The organism is Acidaminococcus nyctereutis, assembly GCF_052216985.1.
In the GTDB taxonomy this organism is placed as follows: domain Bacteria; phylum Bacillota; class Negativicutes; order Acidaminococcales; family Acidaminococcaceae; genus Acidaminococcus; species Acidaminococcus fermentans_A.
Map to the genome: position 1 here is coordinate 1 of NZ_JBQOUY010000035.1, position 17988 is coordinate 17988.

Here is a 17988-nt window from a genome sequence, read left to right on the forward strand (position 1 = left end):
GGACGGCTTACATTGTTGTATCCAATTTTAGGGAATTCGAGATGTTTTTTTCGATTTTCCATTGAAGACTTTAAAACTGAAGAAAAAAGAAAGCTGTTGCATGTGTGAAAACCTCACACATGCAACAGCCCCCTACTCCACTTCTTCCCCCATTTCCGGCAGGTAATACTTCCGCCCCTCTGCCAGGATCTGTTCCGGGATCCTGAAGAAGGGCTCGGCGATGCTGCCGGCCATAGTGGCCAGGGTGTCCGTGTCCCCGCCCAAGGACACGGCATTCCGCAAGGCATCCTCGAAATCCTCCGCCTCCAGGAAGGCCTCCAGGGCCTGGGGCACGGACCCGGCGCAGGTGGCATCCCCTTGGTAGCTGTCCCGGATATCCTCCAGCCGGAAATCCAGGGGATAATACTGGCCCAGATAAGTGCGGATCTGGTTCTTGGTATTCCCCTGCCGGGCCAGGAACACCGCCCCGGCCACGGCCTGGGCCGCCCGATAGGAATCCGGATGGTTGTGGGTCACCTGGCAGGACAGTACCGCCAGTCGCTGGGCATCTTCCAGGGTGCTGGCGAGCCAGCCGGCCGGGGACACCCGCATGGCCGCTCCGTTGCCAAAGCTCCCGTAGGGCCCCATTTCCGGGTGGAAAAGCCAGTATTTGAACTTGCCCCCGAACCCGGCATGAGGATATTCCTGCCCCAGCTGACGCATGTGCCAGGCCAGGAGCGGCAGCACGGTATCTTCTTCCAGCAGCTTCCCCGCCTTTTGGGCCTCCCGGAAGGCCCGGGCCACCGCCAAGGTCATGAGCGAATCGTCCGTAGCCCGGCAGCCCGGCTGGAACAGGGGAAACGCCTTCCCTTTATGTCCGGACCATTCATACACCGATCCCACGATATCGCCGATAAAAGCACCTTCCATTTTGGACCTCCTTGTGCAATGGCCTGTTGCCCATGCAGCAGCCCCTTATCCGCTCTGCGGTTTCTATTCCCACTCCAGTTCCACCGGGCAGTGGTCGCTGCCCATGACTTCGTTGTGGATGATCACGTCCCGGATGCGTTCCTTGCCGTTCTGGGATACCAGGAAATAGTCGATCCTCCACCCGGCATTCCGTTCCCGTGCCTTGAACATGTAGGACCACCAGGTATAGGCCCCTGTCTTATCCGGGTACAGGCTCCGGAAGGAATCCACGAACCCATGATCCAAGAACTGCTGGAACTTGGCCCGTTCCTCGTCGGTGAACCCGGCGTTCTTGTGGTTGCTGTCCGGATTCTTCAAATCGATGGGCTGAGCAGCCACATTCAGGTCCCCGCAGACGATCACCGGCTTTTTCCCCGCTAGCCCGGAACAATACGCCTGGAACACATCCTCCCAGGCCATCCGGTACTCCAGCCGGGTAAGCCCCCGTTGGGAATTGGGAGTGTATACGTTCACCAGGAAGAAATCCGGGTATTCAGCCGTGATCACCCGTCCCTCCTGGTCATGTTCTTCCAGCCCCAGGCCGTAGATGACGGACAGGGGTTCCGTTTTGGAAAAGACAGCGGTACCGGAATAGCCTTTTTTCACCGCACTGTTCCAGTATTCCTGGTAGCCAGGAAAGTCGAAAGCGGCCTGTTCCCGCTGCATCTTCGTTTCCTGGATGCAGAAGATATCCGCATCCGCTTCTTTCATAAAATCAGCAAATCCTTTGTTCATACAGGCCCGGAGCCCGTTTACATTCCAAGTGATCAGTTTCATAGGTCATACCTCGTGTTATCGTCCATCATTGGTCGTTCATCGTCCATCGTATCTGACGTCTGATGTCTCAAGGCCCATTAGGGCCGTGTCTGACTTCTTGTCCAGTTCCGTTCTTCACTCTGCCTTTACACTCTTCGTCTCCCAGCTCCGGCAGGATCCAGTTCAGCACCCCCAGCCAGGCCGCCCACAAAACCGGGTAGGCCGGTTCCGGCAGGACGAACATAAAAGAAGTCAAAAAGCTCCAAAAGGCCGCGGTAATCAGCCCCAGCCCTCCGTTGAACAGCACCCGGTGCTGGTAATGGGCCCCGCACCTGGCGTATTCCAGCCCCAGGGCCAGGTAAAACAGCTGCTGAAGGAAGGCTGCCCCCAATGCTCCTTGGTCCGTATCCGCCACAGCCAACAGGGCTCCGATGGTCTGCAGTACCGGCCACAGGGTCCACAGGATGCCCCGGGGCTGGCTCATCTTCCGCCAGCCGAAAAAATGCCAAACACTGTACCAGGTACAGGGCACCGTCAAAAGGAACCAAAGTTCCAGCAAGGGATATTCCACTTTCAAAGGCCAGGCCGCCGGGAACAGGTACAGGCAGCCCAGTACCAAGGCCAAAGTGGCCAGATGCCAGGCCCTTTCCCGCTTCTTCAGCCGTTCGATGACCGGCAGGGCCAGCCACACCCCGGACCCCACCCAGAACAGCAGCACCAGCTTCAGGGGAAAATACCAGTCCACCGCCGGAGTCGCGAAAGTGGTCAAGGTGTTTCCCAGCAGCACCAGCCAGAAGATCAGATCCTTCCGCTGCCGGAGGATCAGTTTGCTCAGCTGCAGGTTATCCATGGGCAGTACTCTCCATTTTCGCCAAAAATCCCAGGCTCCGCAGAGGCCGGTCCGTCTGGTAGAGGATGAACTGGTAAAGGATCTTTTCCAGGGCCATCAGCTCCCTGCCCCGCACCGTAAAATCCGGAGGTGCCGCCAGATCCAGTTGGAGCAGCTGGGCCATCAGATCCCGGGTGGGCACCGTAAAGGGCAGTTCATCCCCTATGGCACATTTTTTGCACAGGAAGCCCCCCTGGACCAGGCTGAAATACCCGTCTTCCGTCACCGGCTCCCCGCAGCTGGTGCACTGGTCCAGGATGGGATTCAGCCCGCACAGGGCCAGCAGCTTCAGCAGGGTACTGTCGGTGACCAGCCGCCGGTTCCGTTTCCCCAGCAGCCGGAATGCTTCCAGGAGCAGCTGGAACACCTCTTCCTGGGGTTCCCCTTCTCCCAGGAGATTCTCCGCCGCCTCCCCGATGATGGCCCCGTAGGCAAGGTTTTCCCAACCCATGGGAAGTGGCATCTCCAGGCTCTCGCAGCTCCGGAGAGAAGCCACCTTCCGGCCCGGGTTCAAGGTCACCTGGAGATGGGCGAAAGGCTGGACCAGCCGGCCGCTCTGACTCCGAGGATAGGCCGCCCCATAGGCTACAAAAGGGATCTTTCCGTGTCCACGACAAAAGCAGACTGCGTATTTGTCCGCAGTCTGCCAGTTTTTCACTCGGAGGATCACCGCTTCGTCTTGGAACACTTCACTGCTCATGGCCAGCCGCTTCCTTCTTTTCTTTTTTCAGGGGGATCACCCGGACCCGGAGCACCCGGAACCCGGTGGAATCCAGCACTTCGAATTTACAGCCGTTTTCCTCCACGCTGTCCCCCACCACTGGCTGCCGGCCGATGAGGCCGAACACATAGCCCCCGATGGTGTCTTCTTCCGGATCATCGAACTGGATCCCCATGATCTCCGACACTTCGTCCAGGAGCACCAGGCCATCGAACACATAGGATCCGTCGGGCATCTTGTTGATTTCCGGCATATCCGAATCATGCTCATCCTGGATATCCCCTACGATTTCTTCCAGCAGGTCTTCCATGGTCACCAGGCCAGCCGTGCCCCCGTATTCGTCTGCCACCGCCGCCATCTGCACATGCTTGTGCTGCATCAGCTGGAGGATCTTGGCAATGGACATACTTTCCGGCACCACATCGATTTCCCGCATGATGGACCGGAGGTCGAACCCAGGCTCCTTGTAATCTGCATTCATGAACTCCCGGATATGGACCATTCCCAGGATATGATCCCGATCTTCTTCACAGAGAGGATACCGGGTATGCCCCGACTCCCGTATGACTTTCATGTTTTCCTCGATGGGGTCATCCACGAACAGACATACCATGTCCTGCCGGGGCACCATCACTTCCCGGGCCACCCGGTCGGCAAAATCGAACACATTGTCGATGAGACGGCTCTCCACCGGGTCGATGCTACCGCCCTTTTCACTGGCACTGACCATCTTCCGGATATCATCCTCCGAATGGCTAGTCCCCTGGTGTGTCGGTTCCACGCCCATGAAATGGTAGAGGGCTTCCCCCACATGCCAGAACACAAAAGCAAAAGGATATAGGATTGGTTTCAATATGCGCCCAAGCGCAGGTCCCGCGTCTATAGGACATCTCTCCTTTGATCAGTTTGCTGGGTAGATCCCAGACAGTTATACCTTGAAATTATACACTTTTCGCCTGTACCCGGTCAATATGTCTCAGTACTGGGGCCGTTCCCCAGCCAGGCCCAGTCGTTTCAGGTCCCCTTCTTTTTCCCGCCACTTAGGTCGAACCTTCACCCAAAGTTCCAAGTACACCCGGCAGCCCAGGAAGGCTTCCAGATCCGTCCGGGCCCGCTGGCTGATCTCCTTCAGCATCTTCCCTTTGGCCCCGATCAGGATGGCCTTCTGGGAATCCCGTTCCACAAAGATATCCGCCCGCACATACACCATGCCGTTGGGCCGGTCTTTCATCTCCTGCACCTGGACTGCCACCGCATGGGGCACCTCGTCCCGGGTCAGCTGGAGGACCTTCTCCCGGATGGTTTCCGCCGCCATGACCCGCTCCGTCTGATCCGTGTACATGTCTTCGGGATAGAAGTTGGGCCCTTCCGGCAGGCATTGGATGATTTCCTGGAGCAGCGGGGTAAAATCCTCATCTTCCAGGGCAGAAAGGGTCAGCACGCCGCGGAAGGGATATTCCTTCCTGAACCGGTCGATCATGGGCAGCAACACGGCCTTATCCGACAGCTGGTCGATTTTGTTCAGGACCAGGATGACGGGGACGCTGCATTCCTCTTTCAGCCGGTCCAGGATCACCTGTTCTCCCTTGCCCCGTTTTTCAGAAGCATCCACTACAAAGAGCACCACATCCACTTCTTTGAGGGCATTGACGGCCGCCTGGACCATGTGTTCTCCCAGCTTGTCCTGAGGCTTATGGAGCCCAGGGGTATCCAGGAACACGATCTGGGCTTCCTCTGTGGTCAGGATGCTCAGGATCCGGTTCCGGGTGGTCTGGGGCCGGTCCGAAATGATGGCCACCTTTTCCCCTACCAGCTGGTTCACCAGGGTGGATTTGCCCGCATTGGGCCGTCCCACGATGGCCACAAAGCCTGAACGATGCTGTTTGCTGTTCTGTTCTTCCATGATTCCCTCTTCTCTTATAACTTGAACGAATAGGGCAGCAGTTCTGCCCCTGTCATTTCTTTCCACGCTCCTCGGAGATTGGTCAAAAAGATCCGGGGAATGGCAAACTCCGCCATCACCTGGCGGCAGGCCCCGCAGGGCGAGACCGGCTCCGAGGTATCCGCCGTGACACACAGAGCGGTGAAGGCCCGGACTCCTTCCTTCACCCCGGCAAAGATAGCGCACCGTTCCGCGCACAGGCTCAGGCCGTAGGAAGCATTTTCGATATTGCAGCCGGTAAAGATCCGACCGTCCATGGCCCGGACCGCCGCCCCCACGGCAAAATGGGAATAGGGGCTGTAGGAATCTTTCCGAGCCCGGCAAGCCGCTTCATACAGTTCCCGGTCCAGTTCAGCCGCCATACTTTTCCTCCGCCAGGTCCAGTTCCCGGAGGATTTCCTCTTCCCGGGCCCGCATGATTTTCTTATCCGCCTCTTCCATATGGTCGTAGCCCAGCAGGTGGAGCATGCCATGGACCGCCAGATAGGTCATTTCCCGGGTCAGCCCGTGGCCGAATTCCTCTCCCTGTTCCACCGCCCGGGGGGCAGAGATAATCACATCCCCCAGCAAGTGCTCCGCTTCGTCATCTTCTACCTCCGGTTCTTCATCCCCTTCGTCCAGGGCAAAAGAGAGCACGTCCGTAGGCCGGTCGATATCCCGGTAGTCCCGGTTCAAGGTGTGGATCTCCTCATTATCCACAATGGTGATATCCACTTCCGTATTGGGTCTCAGCCCTTCCTTCCGGGCCACGATCTCCATGGCCTTTTTCAGGGTTTCTTCCAATTCTTCCGGAATGGTGATTTCCGTCTGGTTATTTTCCAACGTAACGATCATTGTTCTGCTCCTTTGTGTTTTCCGTCCCCTGCCGTCCGGTGCTCTTTTTGGGCCCGGTCGTATTTCTCATAGGCCTTGATAATGGCTCCTACGATTTCATGGCGGACTACATCGTGTTCTGAAAAAGAAACGATCCCGATCCCTGGTACACCCCGGAGTACCTGCGCCGCATTCACCAGGCCGGACTGGCGGCCGCTGGGCAGATCCACCTGGGTGGCATCCCCGGTGACCACCAGCTTGGAACCGAACCCGAACCGGGTCAGGGCCATCCGCATCTGTTCTGCCGTAGTGTTCTGGGCTTCATCCAGGATGATGAAGGCATCGTTCAGTGTCCTGCCCCGCATATAGGCCAGGGGTGCTACTTCGATGATGCCCCGCTGGAGATTCTTCTGGAAAGCTTCCATCCCCAGCATTTCGTACAGGGCATCGTACAAGGGCCGGAGATAGGGGTCCACTTTTTCCTGGAGGTCGCCGGGCAGGAAGCCCAGCTTTTCCCCCGCTTCCACCGCCGGACGAGTGAGGATGATCCGTTCCACTTCCTTGTTCTTCAGGGCTTTCACCGCCATGGCCACCGCTAGATACGTTTTCCCCGTCCCTGCCGGCCCGATGGCGATAGTGATATCATTTTGGGCAATGGTCTTCAGGTAGCGCATCTGGCCCAGGGTCTTGGCCTTCACTTGCCGGCCCCGCACCGTGGTCAGAACTGTATCCGTAAAGAGCCGGTGCAGCTGCTCCTCCTGCCCCTCCAGCACCAGTTTCAGGCTGTATTTCACATCATGGGCCGTTACCGGCAGCCCCTGCCGATACAGGTAGAGCAGTTCCTGGATCAGTTTCCCGGCCAGTTCCACATCCTGTTCTTTTCCCTGGGCGATCAGTTCGTTGCCCCGGGGGATCAGCTGGCAGCCCAGGCTCTTTTGCATCTGTCTCAGGTATTCATCCGTCTCCCCCAGGACTGCCACCATTTCTCGGGCATCCTGGAAAGCAAACCGTTTTTCCGTCACTTCAGACAAACTCCATTCCTCCTACTTCTCCAAGGATTGATTGACTGTCCTCTCCATTATATCGTTTCCCCGAAAAAAAAGAAACAGGAAACCCTATTGACAAAAATCCCACAATCGTTTAGAATAACATTGTTGCTTATGGAACTATAGCTCAGATGGTTAGAGTATCACGTTGACATCGTGGGGGGCACTGGTTCGAGTCCAGTTAGTTCCACCATTTAAAAAGATCGAGAAGACACTGCGCGGATTGTGCAGCGTCTTCTTTTTTGTCAGCATCTGTTGAAGTCGAAGGGGGTGTTGCACAGGTCACGTGCAACACCCCTTTTTTGTCTTCTTCCTTTATTTCTTTTCTTCGCCGTTCCCTGCATTCAGCTGATGGTCCGCATCATAAGAGGATTTCAGGGCGTTCCCGTTATCCTTCACAGCACTCAGGGTCTTGGTCAGGTTTTCTTCCAGATAATTGAATACATCCATAGCATACTGCATGGATTCACTGTGGAGCTTTTCCGCATAGGCATCGGCCGCTGCCCGCATATCTCGGTCGTACTGCTGAGTGGTGGCGATAATGCCATTGGCCTTTTCTTCGGCAGCCTTCACCACTTCTTCCTGGCGCACCAGACGGTCTGCTTCCGCCTTGGCCAGATCTACGATCCGTCCGCCTTCCGCATGGGCCTGTTCCACGATATGATCCGCTTCAGCACGGGATTTATCGATGATGTTCTTCTGTTCTTCCAGCAGGTCATGGGCCCGTTTCACTTCCAAGGGCACAGCGGCTCTCAGCTTGTCCATCACCATGGTGATCTCATTCTCATCGATTACCACTTTGTTGACAAGAGGGACTCTCCAACCATCCGACAGAATGCTTTCCATTTCGTCCAAGATCTTATCTAATTCCATGACCATCTATCCTTCCTTTTTGTATTCAGTCTTCCTGTTCGAGGAATCTCCCCGTTGCATGACCTCCGCCCGGATGCAGTCCGGGACGAATCCAGTGATATCACCGCCAAAATAGACCATTTCCCGTACTCCGGAAGAACTGAGATAGGAATACTTGGCATTGGTCATGATGAACACCGTTTCCAGACGTTCATCGATTTCCTTCATGAGCAGGGCCCGCTGGAATTCATATTCGAAATCCGTAAAAGCCCGCAGCCCCCGTACGATGAATTTCGCGCCCTCCTGTTCACAGAATTCATTCAGCAGACCGGAAAAACAGGTTACCCGCACATTGGGGATGTGCGCCGTAGCCTTTCGGATCATGGCGACCCTCTCTTCCATGGAAAACATGGCCTTGTCTTTCGTAGGATTCACAAAGACGCTGATGATCAGTTCATCGAACATCCTGCTGGCCCGTTCAAAAATATCCAGATGTCCCATGGTAACCGGGTCGAAGCTGCCCGGACATACAGCTTTACGCACGTTGTACCTCCAAAAGAAGCAGATTTGCTACGTATCATTATAACAAAAACAATTCAGCTTTTCCACACTATTAAGGAGATTTTCGTATCTCCGTACTTTTCCTGCCGGAAACCCGTCCCTTCCGGCAGGTACTGGGCCGGTTCTTCTGCCAGGGAATGTTCCAGCACCAGGAGCCCGCCCGGCTTCAGTACCGGCCATTTGGACAAAGCCTCCACCACCTTCTGGTTCAGCCCCTTGTCATAGGGAGGATCCGAAAAGATCACATCGAACTGCTTTCCCTGTTGGGCCATCATAGCCAGCCCGTTCACCGCATCCGTATGGATCAGGGTCACCGCTTCCCCAGCCCGTGCCTTCTCCACATTGGCCCGGACCAGTTTCAGACTCTCCCGGCTCTTGTCGAAATAGACAATCTGTTCCGCTCCCCGGCTCCAGGCTTCCAGCCCCAGGTTTCCCGTGCCCGCAAAGGCATCCAGCACAGAACTGCCAGGGATCCTGGACTGGATGATGTTGAACAGAGCTTCCTTCACCCGGTCTGCCGTAGGACGCACCAGATAATTCTTTGGGGTCACCAGTTTCAGTCCTCTGGCTTTTCCCGTAATGATCCGCATACACAAAACCTCTTCCGTACGTTATAATATAGTTTATCATTCTATGAAAGGAGAGTCCCTGCTGTGCAAAAGAAACCCCTCCTGGCTTTCGCCCTGGGCTGCATCGCTGCCGCAGGTGTATTGTACCATACTCTGGCACCCAGAGGGGCTGATTTTTCGCCAGGCCCCGTACCTACAGCGGAGAACTGGGCCCTTCTGCCCCTGGATAACCGGCCTCCCTGCCGGGATTTCACCGAGGAACTGGGGGCTCTGGGAGGCATCCATTTCACGGCTCCCCCCAATGCTTTGATGGACTGGTACGATGAGCCCGCCCGTATCCCGGAACTGAAGGACTGGCTGACCGGCATCCTGCCCCAACAGCGGGGCGCTCTCCTTTCCACCGACCTCTTGCTTTTCGGCGGGCTCCTCCATTCCCGGATGGAACCTCTCACGGACCAGAAAGCGGGCGATTTCTTCACCTACCTGGAAGAGCTGAAAGAAGATAACCCGAACAAGCAGTTCTACCTGTATTCCATCATTCCCCGGCTCCTGATCAGCGATCATGTACTGCCGGACCGGTGGTACCAGTGGCATCTCATGACCTGGACCATCAATATGGACAAAAAGATCCGGGGACTGCCCTATGACCGGGAAATGTACGAAGAAGTCAAAGCCCTGATCCCCATGGACCTGAAGTGGAAATACATCACCTTGTACCGGGATAACGACCGGTTCAACCAGGAACTGGTCCAGTTTGTCACAGAAGAGAATTTGACGGACCTGGTGATCGGCCAGGACGATGCCCATCCCTACGGCCTTTCCAACTACAACCGGCTGAATGCAGCGGCCTACCCCCAGTCCTACGATCTGCACCCGCCCATCTACACCTCCCAGGGAGCGGACGAACTAGGGACCCTGGCCGCCGCCCGGATCTACAGCCGGCGCACCGGCTACCGTCCCAAGATCAAAGTCCTCTACGGAGCAGAGAAGATGAAGGACTACACCCTCCACTTCGTTCCCTTGACCCTGGGCCAGATCGCCGCAGAAAAGATCCAGCTTGCCAACGGCATTGCCACCGCTTCCCTGGAAGAAGCCGATTTCGTCCTGTACATCCACTGCGGCAGTGAAGAACCGGAAGCCTATACGGCCATCGCCCAGGAGATCAAGGACCTGATGGACCAAAAACCCGTGGCCTTGGTAGATCTGTCCACCCGTTTTTCCGCCGGAGACTGCATCCTGCCCCACCTAATGGCCAACGGGACGCCCCTTCCCCGGCTGCTGGCCTATTCCGGCTGGAACACTGCTTCCAACGCCATCGGCACGGCAGTGGCCCAGGGGGCCATCGTGTCCGGCCAGGCCCAGAGGCTGCCCAAAGACCAGCTGCCAGCCCTGTTCAGTGCCAATTTCCGGTTCAATTATGCCCGCTTCCTGGACGACTGGGCCTACCAGAAGCTGATCCGTCCCCATATGGCCGAACTCCAGGATCTGAATGGTGTAGCCCCGGAAAAAGGTGGAGACTACCCCAATGCTGCCACCTGCTACCTGTCCCGGGAACTGGGGATCTACCACCAGATCTTCCTGTGGTACTGCCGCCAGTTCCCCTATTACCAGGACGGAAAGGCCGCCTACTGGTTCCGGGACGCCCAGTTCGCCGTGAACCTGCCCTGGGAACGGCCCTTTGAGATCCGGCTGAAGATTTTTCCGGAATTTGGCAAAGAACAGTTGACAAAAACCCACTGAACCTCTATAATCTATTTGTGTTGTCGGGGCGTAGCGCAGTTTGGTAGCGCGCTTGGTTCGGGACTAAGAGGCCGCAGGTTCGAATCCTGTCGCCCCGACCATATTTAAAGAGGACAGCCGTCACCTTCGGGTGGCGGCTTTTTTGGATTTTGTCGTTTGTCGTGAGTCGTTCATCGTTTGTCCGACAAAGACACTGTCGGAGCGAGCCGCAGGCCCGCCCTTCCCGGCCTCCGGTTTTCGTATATTCCCAAGAACTCGTCCCGCGGGTTCCTTCCATCGGCTGGAGACTAGTGACTAGAGACTGCAAGCTCATGTCCATTTGTCCCCGGCAAATGGTATCCTTTGGCGTGAGACCAATAACCTGAACCCATGAAAGGAAACCATCATGATGCGTGGGGAGCTGTTCACCCTGGAAGGCCATACCTTCTTCACCATGGGCGGAGCCATGAGCACGGACCGTTGGATGCGGAGAGAAGGCATCTCCTGGTGGCCGGAAGAAATCCCTTCCGAAGCGGAATGGCAGCACGCCTGGAACACCTTGGACCGGGCCGGATGGAAGGTGGACTACGTGGTGACCCACACGGCCCCCACCCGCTGGAAAATCCAGGGCGGTATGCGGATGATGGCCCACCTGGTCGACAAATGCCCGGTGGCCCGGAAGCTGGAAAAGCTGGAAAGCCATCTCACCTACCACCGCTGGTTCTTCGGCCATCTCCACGACGACCGGATTACCCAGGATGGGAGAGCCGTGTGGCTGTATGAGAAGGTGGTCAATCTCAGGGACCTGTGATACAATGAAAAAGAAGCTGTCCATTTGGTCAGCCCCGTTGTTAGAAGGTTTAAGAAAACCCGCCTATCGTTTGGAGCCGACGGCGGGTTTTCTTATGCCCCCCCTTATATACCTCTCTTGCAATCCCCTGTAACTGTGTTATAATGAAAATACAAATGGTGCTGTCTGGTGACGGTCAGCCCCATAGCAGTATATGGAAAGAAATCCGCCTACTGTTGGAAGCTGGAGGCGGATTTCTTTATGCCCGAATTGCAACGATAATTACGAAGAGGATTACCAAAAAAGGTAAAAAAATCGTATTTCGTCATAGGGCACCACCCCATCTCTGGGGCAAGATTTGACCGCCTACCGTATAGACAACACCGTGGACAGTATAACATATCGGCATGGGATCCGGCAACGGACACCGTCAGAATGCCTCCACAAAAAGGCTGCTGCACGTGTGGAAAACACACCCGTGCAGCAGCCTCGTTTTTCTTACAGTACTTTTACCAATTCTTCGTTGCTTCTCCGTTCCGTGTGGAGATGAGCAGGTTTGACTCCTTCTGCGGCGTAGCCCAGGGGCAGCAGCAGCAGGGGCACTTCGTTCAGTTCCAGGCCGAAAGCGTCAGCGGTCTGAGTCACCGGGAAGTAGTTCACCCAGCAGGACCCGATGCCCTGTTCCCAGGCTTCCAGCATCATATGGGTGGCCACAATGCTGGCATCCTGCTCCCCGGCCCGGATTCCATGTTCAAAGGGGTTCACCCATTCCTCGTCCTTCCGGACGGTGACCATGAGAACCACCGGGGCATTGAAGGCGCACCGGGTCAAGCCCCGGATCTTTGCCAGAGCTTCTAGGCTCTGGAGCACATACACCCGGTAGGGCTGGTAGTTGTGGCCAGTAGGAGCGATCCGCCCCGCTTCCAAAATAGCGTCCATTTTCTCTTGTTCAATAGGTCTGTCGCTGAATTTCCGTACAGAATATCTGGCTTTGGCCAGGTCCATGAATGTCATTTTTGTCCATCCTTTCGTTTTTTGATTGCTTACCAGCTTAATACTTCCGGTTCCCCTTCCGTGATGAGAAGGGTATGTTCCCACTGGGCGCTGTCTTTGCCGTCGGCCGTATGGACCGTCCAGCCGTTGATTTCATCAATCCACAATTCCGGGCTGCCGGCGTTGATCATAGGCTCGATGGTGATCACCATCCCCGGCACCAGCAGCATGCCGGTTTTCCGTTTCCCCACATGGGACACAAAGGGGTCTTCATGCATTTCCAACCCTACCCCGTGGCCGCCGAATTCCCGGACCACGCTGCAGCCGTGCTTCTGAGCAAAATTCTGGATGGCCGCCCCGATATCCCCCAGGGTGTTCTTCCAGCCCACGGCGTTTTCCATGCCCCGTTTCAGGCATTCTTTGGTGATGCCCACCAGGTTCTTCCGTTCCGCAGGCACCCGGCCCAGCATGAACATCCGGGAGGCATCTCCTACGTATCCATCATAGATGGTAGTGGCATCCACATTGACGATATCCCCGCTTTTCAGCACCTGATGGGGATCCGGTATCCCGTGGCAGATTACATCATTCACAGAAGTACACACGGATTTAGGGAATCCCTCATAGTTCAGACAGGCCGGGATGGCCTTCAGCTTCAGGGTGGTATCGTACACGATGGTATTGATGTCATCGGTAGTCATCCCCACCTTGATGTTCTTTTCCACCGCATCCAACACTTCCGAATTCACCTTGCCGGCTTTCCGGATCCCTTCGATCTGTTCCGGGGTCTTGATCATGTCCATCCGGGGTACCTGGTACCCTTGGGCGGCAAATTCCATGAGTTTCAGTTTTAGTTCGCTTCTATCCAAGCTTTTCCCTCCCTTGCATCGGAAAAGAGATTTCCTCCGCTATTCTATTTTCTCCTGAAATACGATATAATTAGGAATTACTGTCAGGACTGGCAGGAACATCCAGTCCGATGAATCATTATAACACAAATCTTCCTGATTTTTTTCCTGTTTGTTTTGGAATTGTTTAAACCCGATTTTTATAATATTGAGCAAGAGATGGAGGGGCACGGCCCCAAGAAAGGATGAACATCTATGGATCTGTTCCTGAATATGGTCCGGGGTTTCTGCATGGCCCTGGCCGACAGCGTTCCCGGGGTTTCCGGTGGTACCATCGCTTTTGTACTGGGCTTCTATGATGAATTCATCAGTTCCCTGTACGTGCTCACCCACGGCAGCCGGGAGCTGAAACAGGAGGGCATCCGTTTCCTGGCCAAGCTGGGGATGGGCTGGTTCATCGGCATGGGTTCTTCGGTGCTGGTGATCTCCAGTCTCTTCACCAGCCGGATCTACGAACTCAGTTCCTTGTTCCTGGGCTTTTCCATTTTTTCCCTTCCTCTCATTATCCGGGAAGAGAAGGAATGCCTCCGCCGTGTCAGCCGGCTCCTGTTCCTGGTGCTGGGGATCGTGCTGGTGCTGGTGATCGCGGCGATGAACCCCACCGGCGGCCAGGGGACCAATGTGGAAATCTCCCACCTGACCCCTCTCCTGGGAGGATACATCTTCGTCTGTGCCATGATCGCTATCTGCGCCATGGTGCTGCCGGGGATCTCCGGGTCCACCATGCTGCTGATCTTCGGGCTGTACGTGCCCATCATCAGCGCCATCAAGGAATTCCTCCACATGAATCTGTCCTATTTCCCGGTGCTGTGTATTTTCGGGTTCGGGGTGCTCACCGGAATCGTGGGAATCATCAAGCTGGTGAAGAATGCCCTAGACAACCACCGGGCTGCCATGGTGTACTTCATCCTAGGACTGATGATCGGTTCCCTGTACGCCATCGCCCAGGGTCCCACTACCCTGAAGGTCCCCCAGCCAGCCATGACCTGGGAAACCTTCCATCTTTTCTGGTTCCTGATGGGCGGGGTGTTCCTGGCCGGCCTCAACGGATTGAAGGCCTTTACAGAAAAAAAGATGCATCCGGACAAGTAAGAAAGGGGCTGTGAAAAAATGATTTTTCATTTTTTCACAGCCCCTTTCGGTCATGAGTCGCGAGTCGTGAGTCGCGGGCTTGTTAGTGCAGACTGAAGATCCAGTTTTGCAAATTCCAACCGATTTTCTCTTATCATCCTATAGAAAAAGAACAGATGGCTTAAACGTCGCGGGTCGCGACCGGGGTATGGTTTTTCCACATCCCCCTTTTTTCGCCAAACCTGTTGACTCTCTTGTTAGTGTGTGCTAACATATTCCAAGTAAAGATTTGCTTTTATGAACTTCAGGGAAAAGAGGTAGCAGCATGCCCTTATCATTTGCCGACGAAGGCAGGACCCTGGTTGTCCTGCGGGTAGGCGGGTCCCCCAAAGTGCGGACCCATCTGGAAAACCTGGGCATCACCCAGGGCGCGGAGATTTCCATTGTCCAGCACACCCCTAGCGGGCTGATCCTGAACATCCGGGAATCCCGGGTGGCCGTCAGTATGGAAATGGCTGCCAAGATCACCGTACAGTAACAGCAGGAGGTCATATGATGAACACATTGAAAGACGCCCAGACGGGCAAGGATTACGAAGTGGTGAAACTCCATGGCACTGGAGCCATCAAGCGCCGGATCATGGATATGGGTCTTACCAAGGGCACCCCGGTGCATATCCGGAAAGTGGCTCCTCTGGGAGACCCGGTGGAAATCAACTTGCGGGGCTATGAGCTGTCCCTGCGGAAAGCCGATGCGGAAATGGTGGAAGTGAAGGAGCTGTAATTTTTCACCCATGCATTAGTTTTTTCTAACTTTTTTTAAAATCAGTAAACGATGGGAAAGAAGGTAACGATTTATGGAATTCAAGATTGCCCTTGCCGGCAACCCCAATACTGGCAAGACCACCCTGTTCAATGCCCTGACCGGATCTAACCAGTTCGTGGGCAACTGGCCCGGGGTAACAGTTGAAAAAAAAGAAGGGAAACTGATGGGCCATCCGGATGTAATCATCCAGGACCTGCCCGGCATCTACTCTCTTTCCCCCTACACCCTGGAAGAAGTGGTGTCCCGGACCTATCTGGTCAAGGAACGGCCGGACGCCATCCTGAACATCGTGGACGGGACCAACCTGGAACGGAACCTGTACCTGAGCACCCAGCTGGCTGAACTGGGAATCCCCATGGTGATGGCGGTAAACATGATGGATATGGTCCGGAAAAACGGGGACATCATCAACATCCAAAAATTATCCCAGAAAATGGGCTGTCAGGTGATCGAAATCTCCGCCCGTACGGGAGAAGGCATCAAGGAAGCCGCGGACCTGGCGGCCAAAGTGGCCAAGAACCAGCAGGTAATGGTGGCCAAACATTCCTTCGACGGGCCGGTGGAACACGCTCTGGCCCACATTGAAGAAGCCACTCAGGGAATGCTCCCTGCCCATCAGGAACGGTGGTACGGCATCAAACTGTTCGAACGGGACGAAAAAGTCCGGGCCGCCCTGAAGCTGCCCCAGTCGGTCATCGACCACATTGATGGGGACATCGAAGCAGTGGAACAGGAAATGGATGACGATGCGGAAAGCATCATCACCAACGAACGGTACAAATACATCAGTTCCATCATCCATGAGTGCAACATCAAAAAGAGCAAAGGAAAACTGACCACCTCCGACAAGATTGACAAGATCGTCACCAACCGGTGGCTGGCCCTCCCCATTTTTGCCGCCATCATGTTCCTGGTCTATTATGTATCGGTGACCACCATCGGGACGGACGCTACGGACTGGGTCAATGACACCCTGTTCGGAGAGATGATCATCCCCGCCGCCCATGATTTAATGGAAAGCCTGGAAGTGGCTGACTGGCTGGACGGCCTGATCGTGGATGGGATCATTTCCGGTGTGGGCGCCGTACTGGGTTTTGTACCCCAGATGGTGGTGCTGTTCATTTTCCTGGCCTTCCTGGAAGCCTGCGGCTACATGGCCCGTATCGCTTTCATCCTGGACCGGGCTTTCCGGAAGTTCGGCCTGTCCGGGAAATCCTTCATCCCCATGCTGATCGGCTCCGGCTGCGGCGTGCCCGGGATCATGGCTTCCCGTACCATTGAAAACGAATCTGACCGGCGGATGACCATCATGACCACCACCATGATTCCCTGCTCCGCCAAGATGCCCATCATCGCCCTGATTGCAGGGGCCTACTTCCACGGAGAATGGTGGGTGGCTCCCTCCGCTTACTTTGTGGGGATCTTCTCCATCATCATTTCTGGGATCATCCTGAAAAAAACCAAGCTGTTTGCCGGGGATCCGGCCCCCTTCGTCATGGAACTGCCTCCCTACCATATGCCCACCCTGGGCAACATCGGCCGGAGCGTGTGGGAACGGAGCTCCTCCTTCATCAAGAAGGCCGGTACGGTAATCCTGCTGTCCACCATCCTGGTATGGTTCCTGTCCAGCTTCGGCTGGGATGACGGTGCCTTCACCATGCTGGATGAAGATGCCCTGAACGAAAGTATCCTGGCCTTCATCGGCACCAAAGTGGCCTGGCTCTTCGCGCCTCTGGGCTGGGGTGACTGGAAAGCGGCCGTGGCTGCCTTCACCGGCCTGATTGCCAAGGAAAACCTGGTGGGTACCTTCGGGATCCTGTACGGGCTGGCAGATGCCGCCGAAGACGGCCAGGAATTCTGGGGCACCTTTGCCCAGGAGTTCTCCGTGCTCAGCGCCTACTCCTTCCTGGTGTTCAACCTGCTGTGCGCTCCCTGTGTGGCTGCCATGGGCGCCATCAAACGGGAAATGAACAACGGCCGCTGGACCCTGATCGCCATCGGCTACCAGTGCGGCTTCGCCTACTGCATGGCCCTGCTGTTCTACCAGTTCGGCAGCTTCATTTCCACCGGGGTCTTCACCCTGGGCACGGCAGCCGCCTGTGTGATCCTGGCCATCATGGTTTACCTGCTCTTCCGTCCGGCTCCCAAATACAATGGAGAAATCCAGATCAAAGACGCGGCGAATGCAGCGGAATAAGGTATAATAATGGGGGCGCAGAATACGCCCCCATTTGGTCAACGGTCAGCTGTCAACGGTCAGCGGCCGTTGGAAGGCAGGCCCAAAGGCCTGTCTTTGCATAAAAAGGAGAATTGATTATGGGTACTTTTGTTGTGGGACTGGTGCTCTTCCTCATTGTGGCGGCGGTGATCCGCAAGATGATCAAAGATCACAAGGCAGGAAAAAGTTCCTGCGGCTGCGACTGTGGAAGCTGCGGCATGTGTCATGGGAAGAAATAAAAAAAAGGAGCTGTGAAGAAATGAGGATTCATTTCTTCACAGCTCCTTTTTTGTTGTCTCTTTTTACTCCTGGCAGTAAAAGGCAAGAGAAAAAGGGTATACTTCCCCCTTCCCCCCAAAACTCAGCT

Annotated in this window: 21 protein-coding genes and 2 tRNA genes; 9 read left to right on the forward strand and 14 right to left on the reverse strand. The window is 55.5% G+C overall.

The genetic code is table 11. From position 1 onward, the window contains the following. Positions 1-132: 132 nt before the first annotated feature. The 9 genes from ACTUHY_RS11640 to ACTUHY_RS11680 all read right to left on the reverse strand — a co-directional run bounded on the left by ACTUHY_RS11640 (position 133) and on the right by ACTUHY_RS11680 (position 7100). A complete protein-coding gene (locus ACTUHY_RS11640) occupies positions 133-909 on the reverse strand; it encodes an ADP-ribosylglycohydrolase family protein (RefSeq protein WP_442827831.1) in 777 nt (258 codons plus the stop codon). A gap of 63 nt (positions 910-972) precedes the next feature. After that, positions 973-1725, reverse strand: a complete 753-nt coding sequence (locus ACTUHY_RS11645) for an exodeoxyribonuclease III (protein ID WP_442827832.1) — start codon at positions 1723-1725, stop codon at positions 973-975. Positions 1726-1792: 67 nt separating this feature from the next. Continuing rightward, positions 1793-2554: a hypothetical protein gene (locus tag ACTUHY_RS11650; RefSeq protein WP_442827833.1), complete on the reverse strand. Its 762-nt coding sequence runs from the start codon at positions 2552-2554 to the stop codon at positions 1793-1795. Then, positions 2547-3293 (reverse strand): DNA repair protein RecO, encoded by a 747-nt coding sequence (gene recO, locus ACTUHY_RS11655; RefSeq protein WP_442827834.1) that lies wholly within the window; start codon positions 3291-3293, stop codon positions 2547-2549. The genes ACTUHY_RS11650 and recO overlap by 8 nt, the downstream gene beginning before the upstream one ends. Further along, complete coding sequence (locus ACTUHY_RS11660) at positions 3283-4167, reverse strand: hemolysin family protein (RefSeq protein ID WP_442827835.1); 885 nt, start codon at positions 4165-4167, stop codon at positions 3283-3285. The genes recO and ACTUHY_RS11660 overlap by 11 nt, the downstream gene beginning before the upstream one ends. A gap of 123 nt (positions 4168-4290) precedes the next feature. Further along, positions 4291-5217 (reverse strand): GTPase Era, encoded by a 927-nt coding sequence (era, locus tag ACTUHY_RS11665; protein WP_442827836.1) that lies wholly within the window; start codon positions 5215-5217, stop codon positions 4291-4293. Between the two features lie 14 nt (positions 5218-5231). After that, positions 5232-5618, reverse strand: coding sequence for a cytidine deaminase (locus ACTUHY_RS11670; RefSeq protein ID WP_442827837.1), 387 nt, complete (start codon positions 5616-5618; stop codon positions 5232-5234). Further along, positions 5608-6090: an rRNA maturation RNase YbeY gene (ybeY, locus tag ACTUHY_RS11675; protein ID WP_442827838.1), complete on the reverse strand. Its 483-nt coding sequence runs from the start codon at positions 6088-6090 to the stop codon at positions 5608-5610. Before ybeY ends, ACTUHY_RS11670 begins: the two co-directional genes overlap by 11 nt. Then, positions 6087-7100 (reverse strand): PhoH family protein, encoded by a 1014-nt coding sequence (locus ACTUHY_RS11680; RefSeq protein WP_442827839.1) that lies wholly within the window; start codon positions 7098-7100, stop codon positions 6087-6089. Before ACTUHY_RS11680 ends, ybeY begins: the two co-directional genes overlap by 4 nt. Positions 7101-7231: 131 nt before the next feature. Here ACTUHY_RS11680 and ACTUHY_RS11685 point away from each other — a divergent pair. Further along, a tRNA-Val gene (locus ACTUHY_RS11685) sits at positions 7232-7308 on the forward strand. A 122-nt stretch (positions 7309-7430) separates the two neighbouring features. On the opposite strand, the gene ACTUHY_RS11690 is transcribed toward ACTUHY_RS11685, so the two are convergent. The 3 genes from ACTUHY_RS11690 to rsmD are packed head-to-tail and all read right to left on the reverse strand — an operon-like array spanning position 7431 to position 9118. Then, a complete protein-coding gene (locus ACTUHY_RS11690) occupies positions 7431-7994 on the reverse strand; it encodes a hypothetical protein (protein ID WP_278674112.1) in 564 nt (187 codons plus the stop codon). Further along, positions 7995-8510 carry a pantetheine-phosphate adenylyltransferase gene (gene coaD / locus ACTUHY_RS11695; protein ID WP_278674113.1) on the reverse strand — a complete coding sequence of 172 codons (516 nt, stop codon included), beginning with the start codon at positions 8508-8510 and terminating at the stop codon, positions 7995-7997. It lies immediately after the preceding gene. A gap of 53 nt (positions 8511-8563) precedes the next feature. Beyond that, a complete protein-coding gene (gene rsmD, locus ACTUHY_RS11700) occupies positions 8564-9118 on the reverse strand; it encodes a 16S rRNA (guanine(966)-N(2))-methyltransferase RsmD (protein ID WP_442827840.1) in 555 nt (184 codons plus the stop codon). A 63-nt stretch (positions 9119-9181) separates the two neighbouring features. Between rsmD and ACTUHY_RS11705 the strand changes: the two genes are divergently transcribed. The 3 genes from ACTUHY_RS11705 to ACTUHY_RS11715 all read left to right on the forward strand — a co-directional run bounded on the left by ACTUHY_RS11705 (position 9182) and on the right by ACTUHY_RS11715 (position 11627). Next, entirely contained in the window at positions 9182-10837 is a 1656-nt protein-coding gene (locus ACTUHY_RS11705; protein ID WP_442827841.1) for a DUF4127 family protein, read from the forward strand. A 24-nt stretch (positions 10838-10861) separates the two neighbouring features. Then, positions 10862-10938 (forward strand) — tRNA-Pro (locus tag ACTUHY_RS11710). A 284-nt stretch (positions 10939-11222) separates the two neighbouring features. Next, positions 11223-11627, forward strand: a complete 405-nt coding sequence (locus tag ACTUHY_RS11715; protein WP_442827842.1) for a hypothetical protein — start codon at positions 11223-11225, stop codon at positions 11625-11627. 477 nt (positions 11628-12104) lie between these two features. On the opposite strand, the gene ACTUHY_RS11720 is transcribed toward ACTUHY_RS11715, so the two are convergent. Next, positions 12105-12620: a nitroreductase family protein gene (locus ACTUHY_RS11720; protein WP_442827843.1), complete on the reverse strand. Its 516-nt coding sequence runs from the start codon at positions 12618-12620 to the stop codon at positions 12105-12107. 29 nt (positions 12621-12649) lie between these two features. Further along, on the reverse strand, positions 12650-13468 hold the full coding sequence (map, locus tag ACTUHY_RS11725) for a type I methionyl aminopeptidase (protein WP_442827844.1): 819 nt from the start codon (positions 13466-13468) through the stop codon (positions 12650-12652). Between the two features lie 234 nt (positions 13469-13702). Here map and ACTUHY_RS11730 point away from each other — a divergent pair, with 234 nt between their 5' ends. The 5 genes from ACTUHY_RS11730 (at position 13703) to ACTUHY_RS11750 (ending at position 17860) form a co-directional block, all read left to right on the forward strand. Next, positions 13703-14599 (forward strand): DUF368 domain-containing protein, encoded by an 897-nt coding sequence (locus ACTUHY_RS11730; protein WP_442827845.1) that lies wholly within the window; start codon positions 13703-13705, stop codon positions 14597-14599. 304 nt (positions 14600-14903) lie between these two features. Then, complete coding sequence (locus ACTUHY_RS11735; protein ID WP_012938906.1) at positions 14904-15116, forward strand: FeoA family protein; 213 nt, start codon at positions 14904-14906, stop codon at positions 15114-15116. Between the two features lie 17 nt (positions 15117-15133). Continuing rightward, positions 15134-15361, forward strand: a complete 228-nt coding sequence (locus ACTUHY_RS11740) for a FeoA family protein (RefSeq protein ID WP_442827846.1) — start codon at positions 15134-15136, stop codon at positions 15359-15361. 73 nt (positions 15362-15434) lie between these two features. Further along, positions 15435-17600: a ferrous iron transport protein B gene (gene feoB, locus ACTUHY_RS11745; protein ID WP_442827847.1), complete on the forward strand. Its 2166-nt coding sequence runs from the start codon at positions 15435-15437 to the stop codon at positions 17598-17600. Between the two features lie 119 nt (positions 17601-17719). After that, positions 17720-17860 (forward strand): FeoB-associated Cys-rich membrane protein, encoded by a 141-nt coding sequence (locus ACTUHY_RS11750; RefSeq protein WP_012938909.1) that lies wholly within the window; start codon positions 17720-17722, stop codon positions 17858-17860. Positions 17861-17988: the final 128 nt, after the last annotated feature.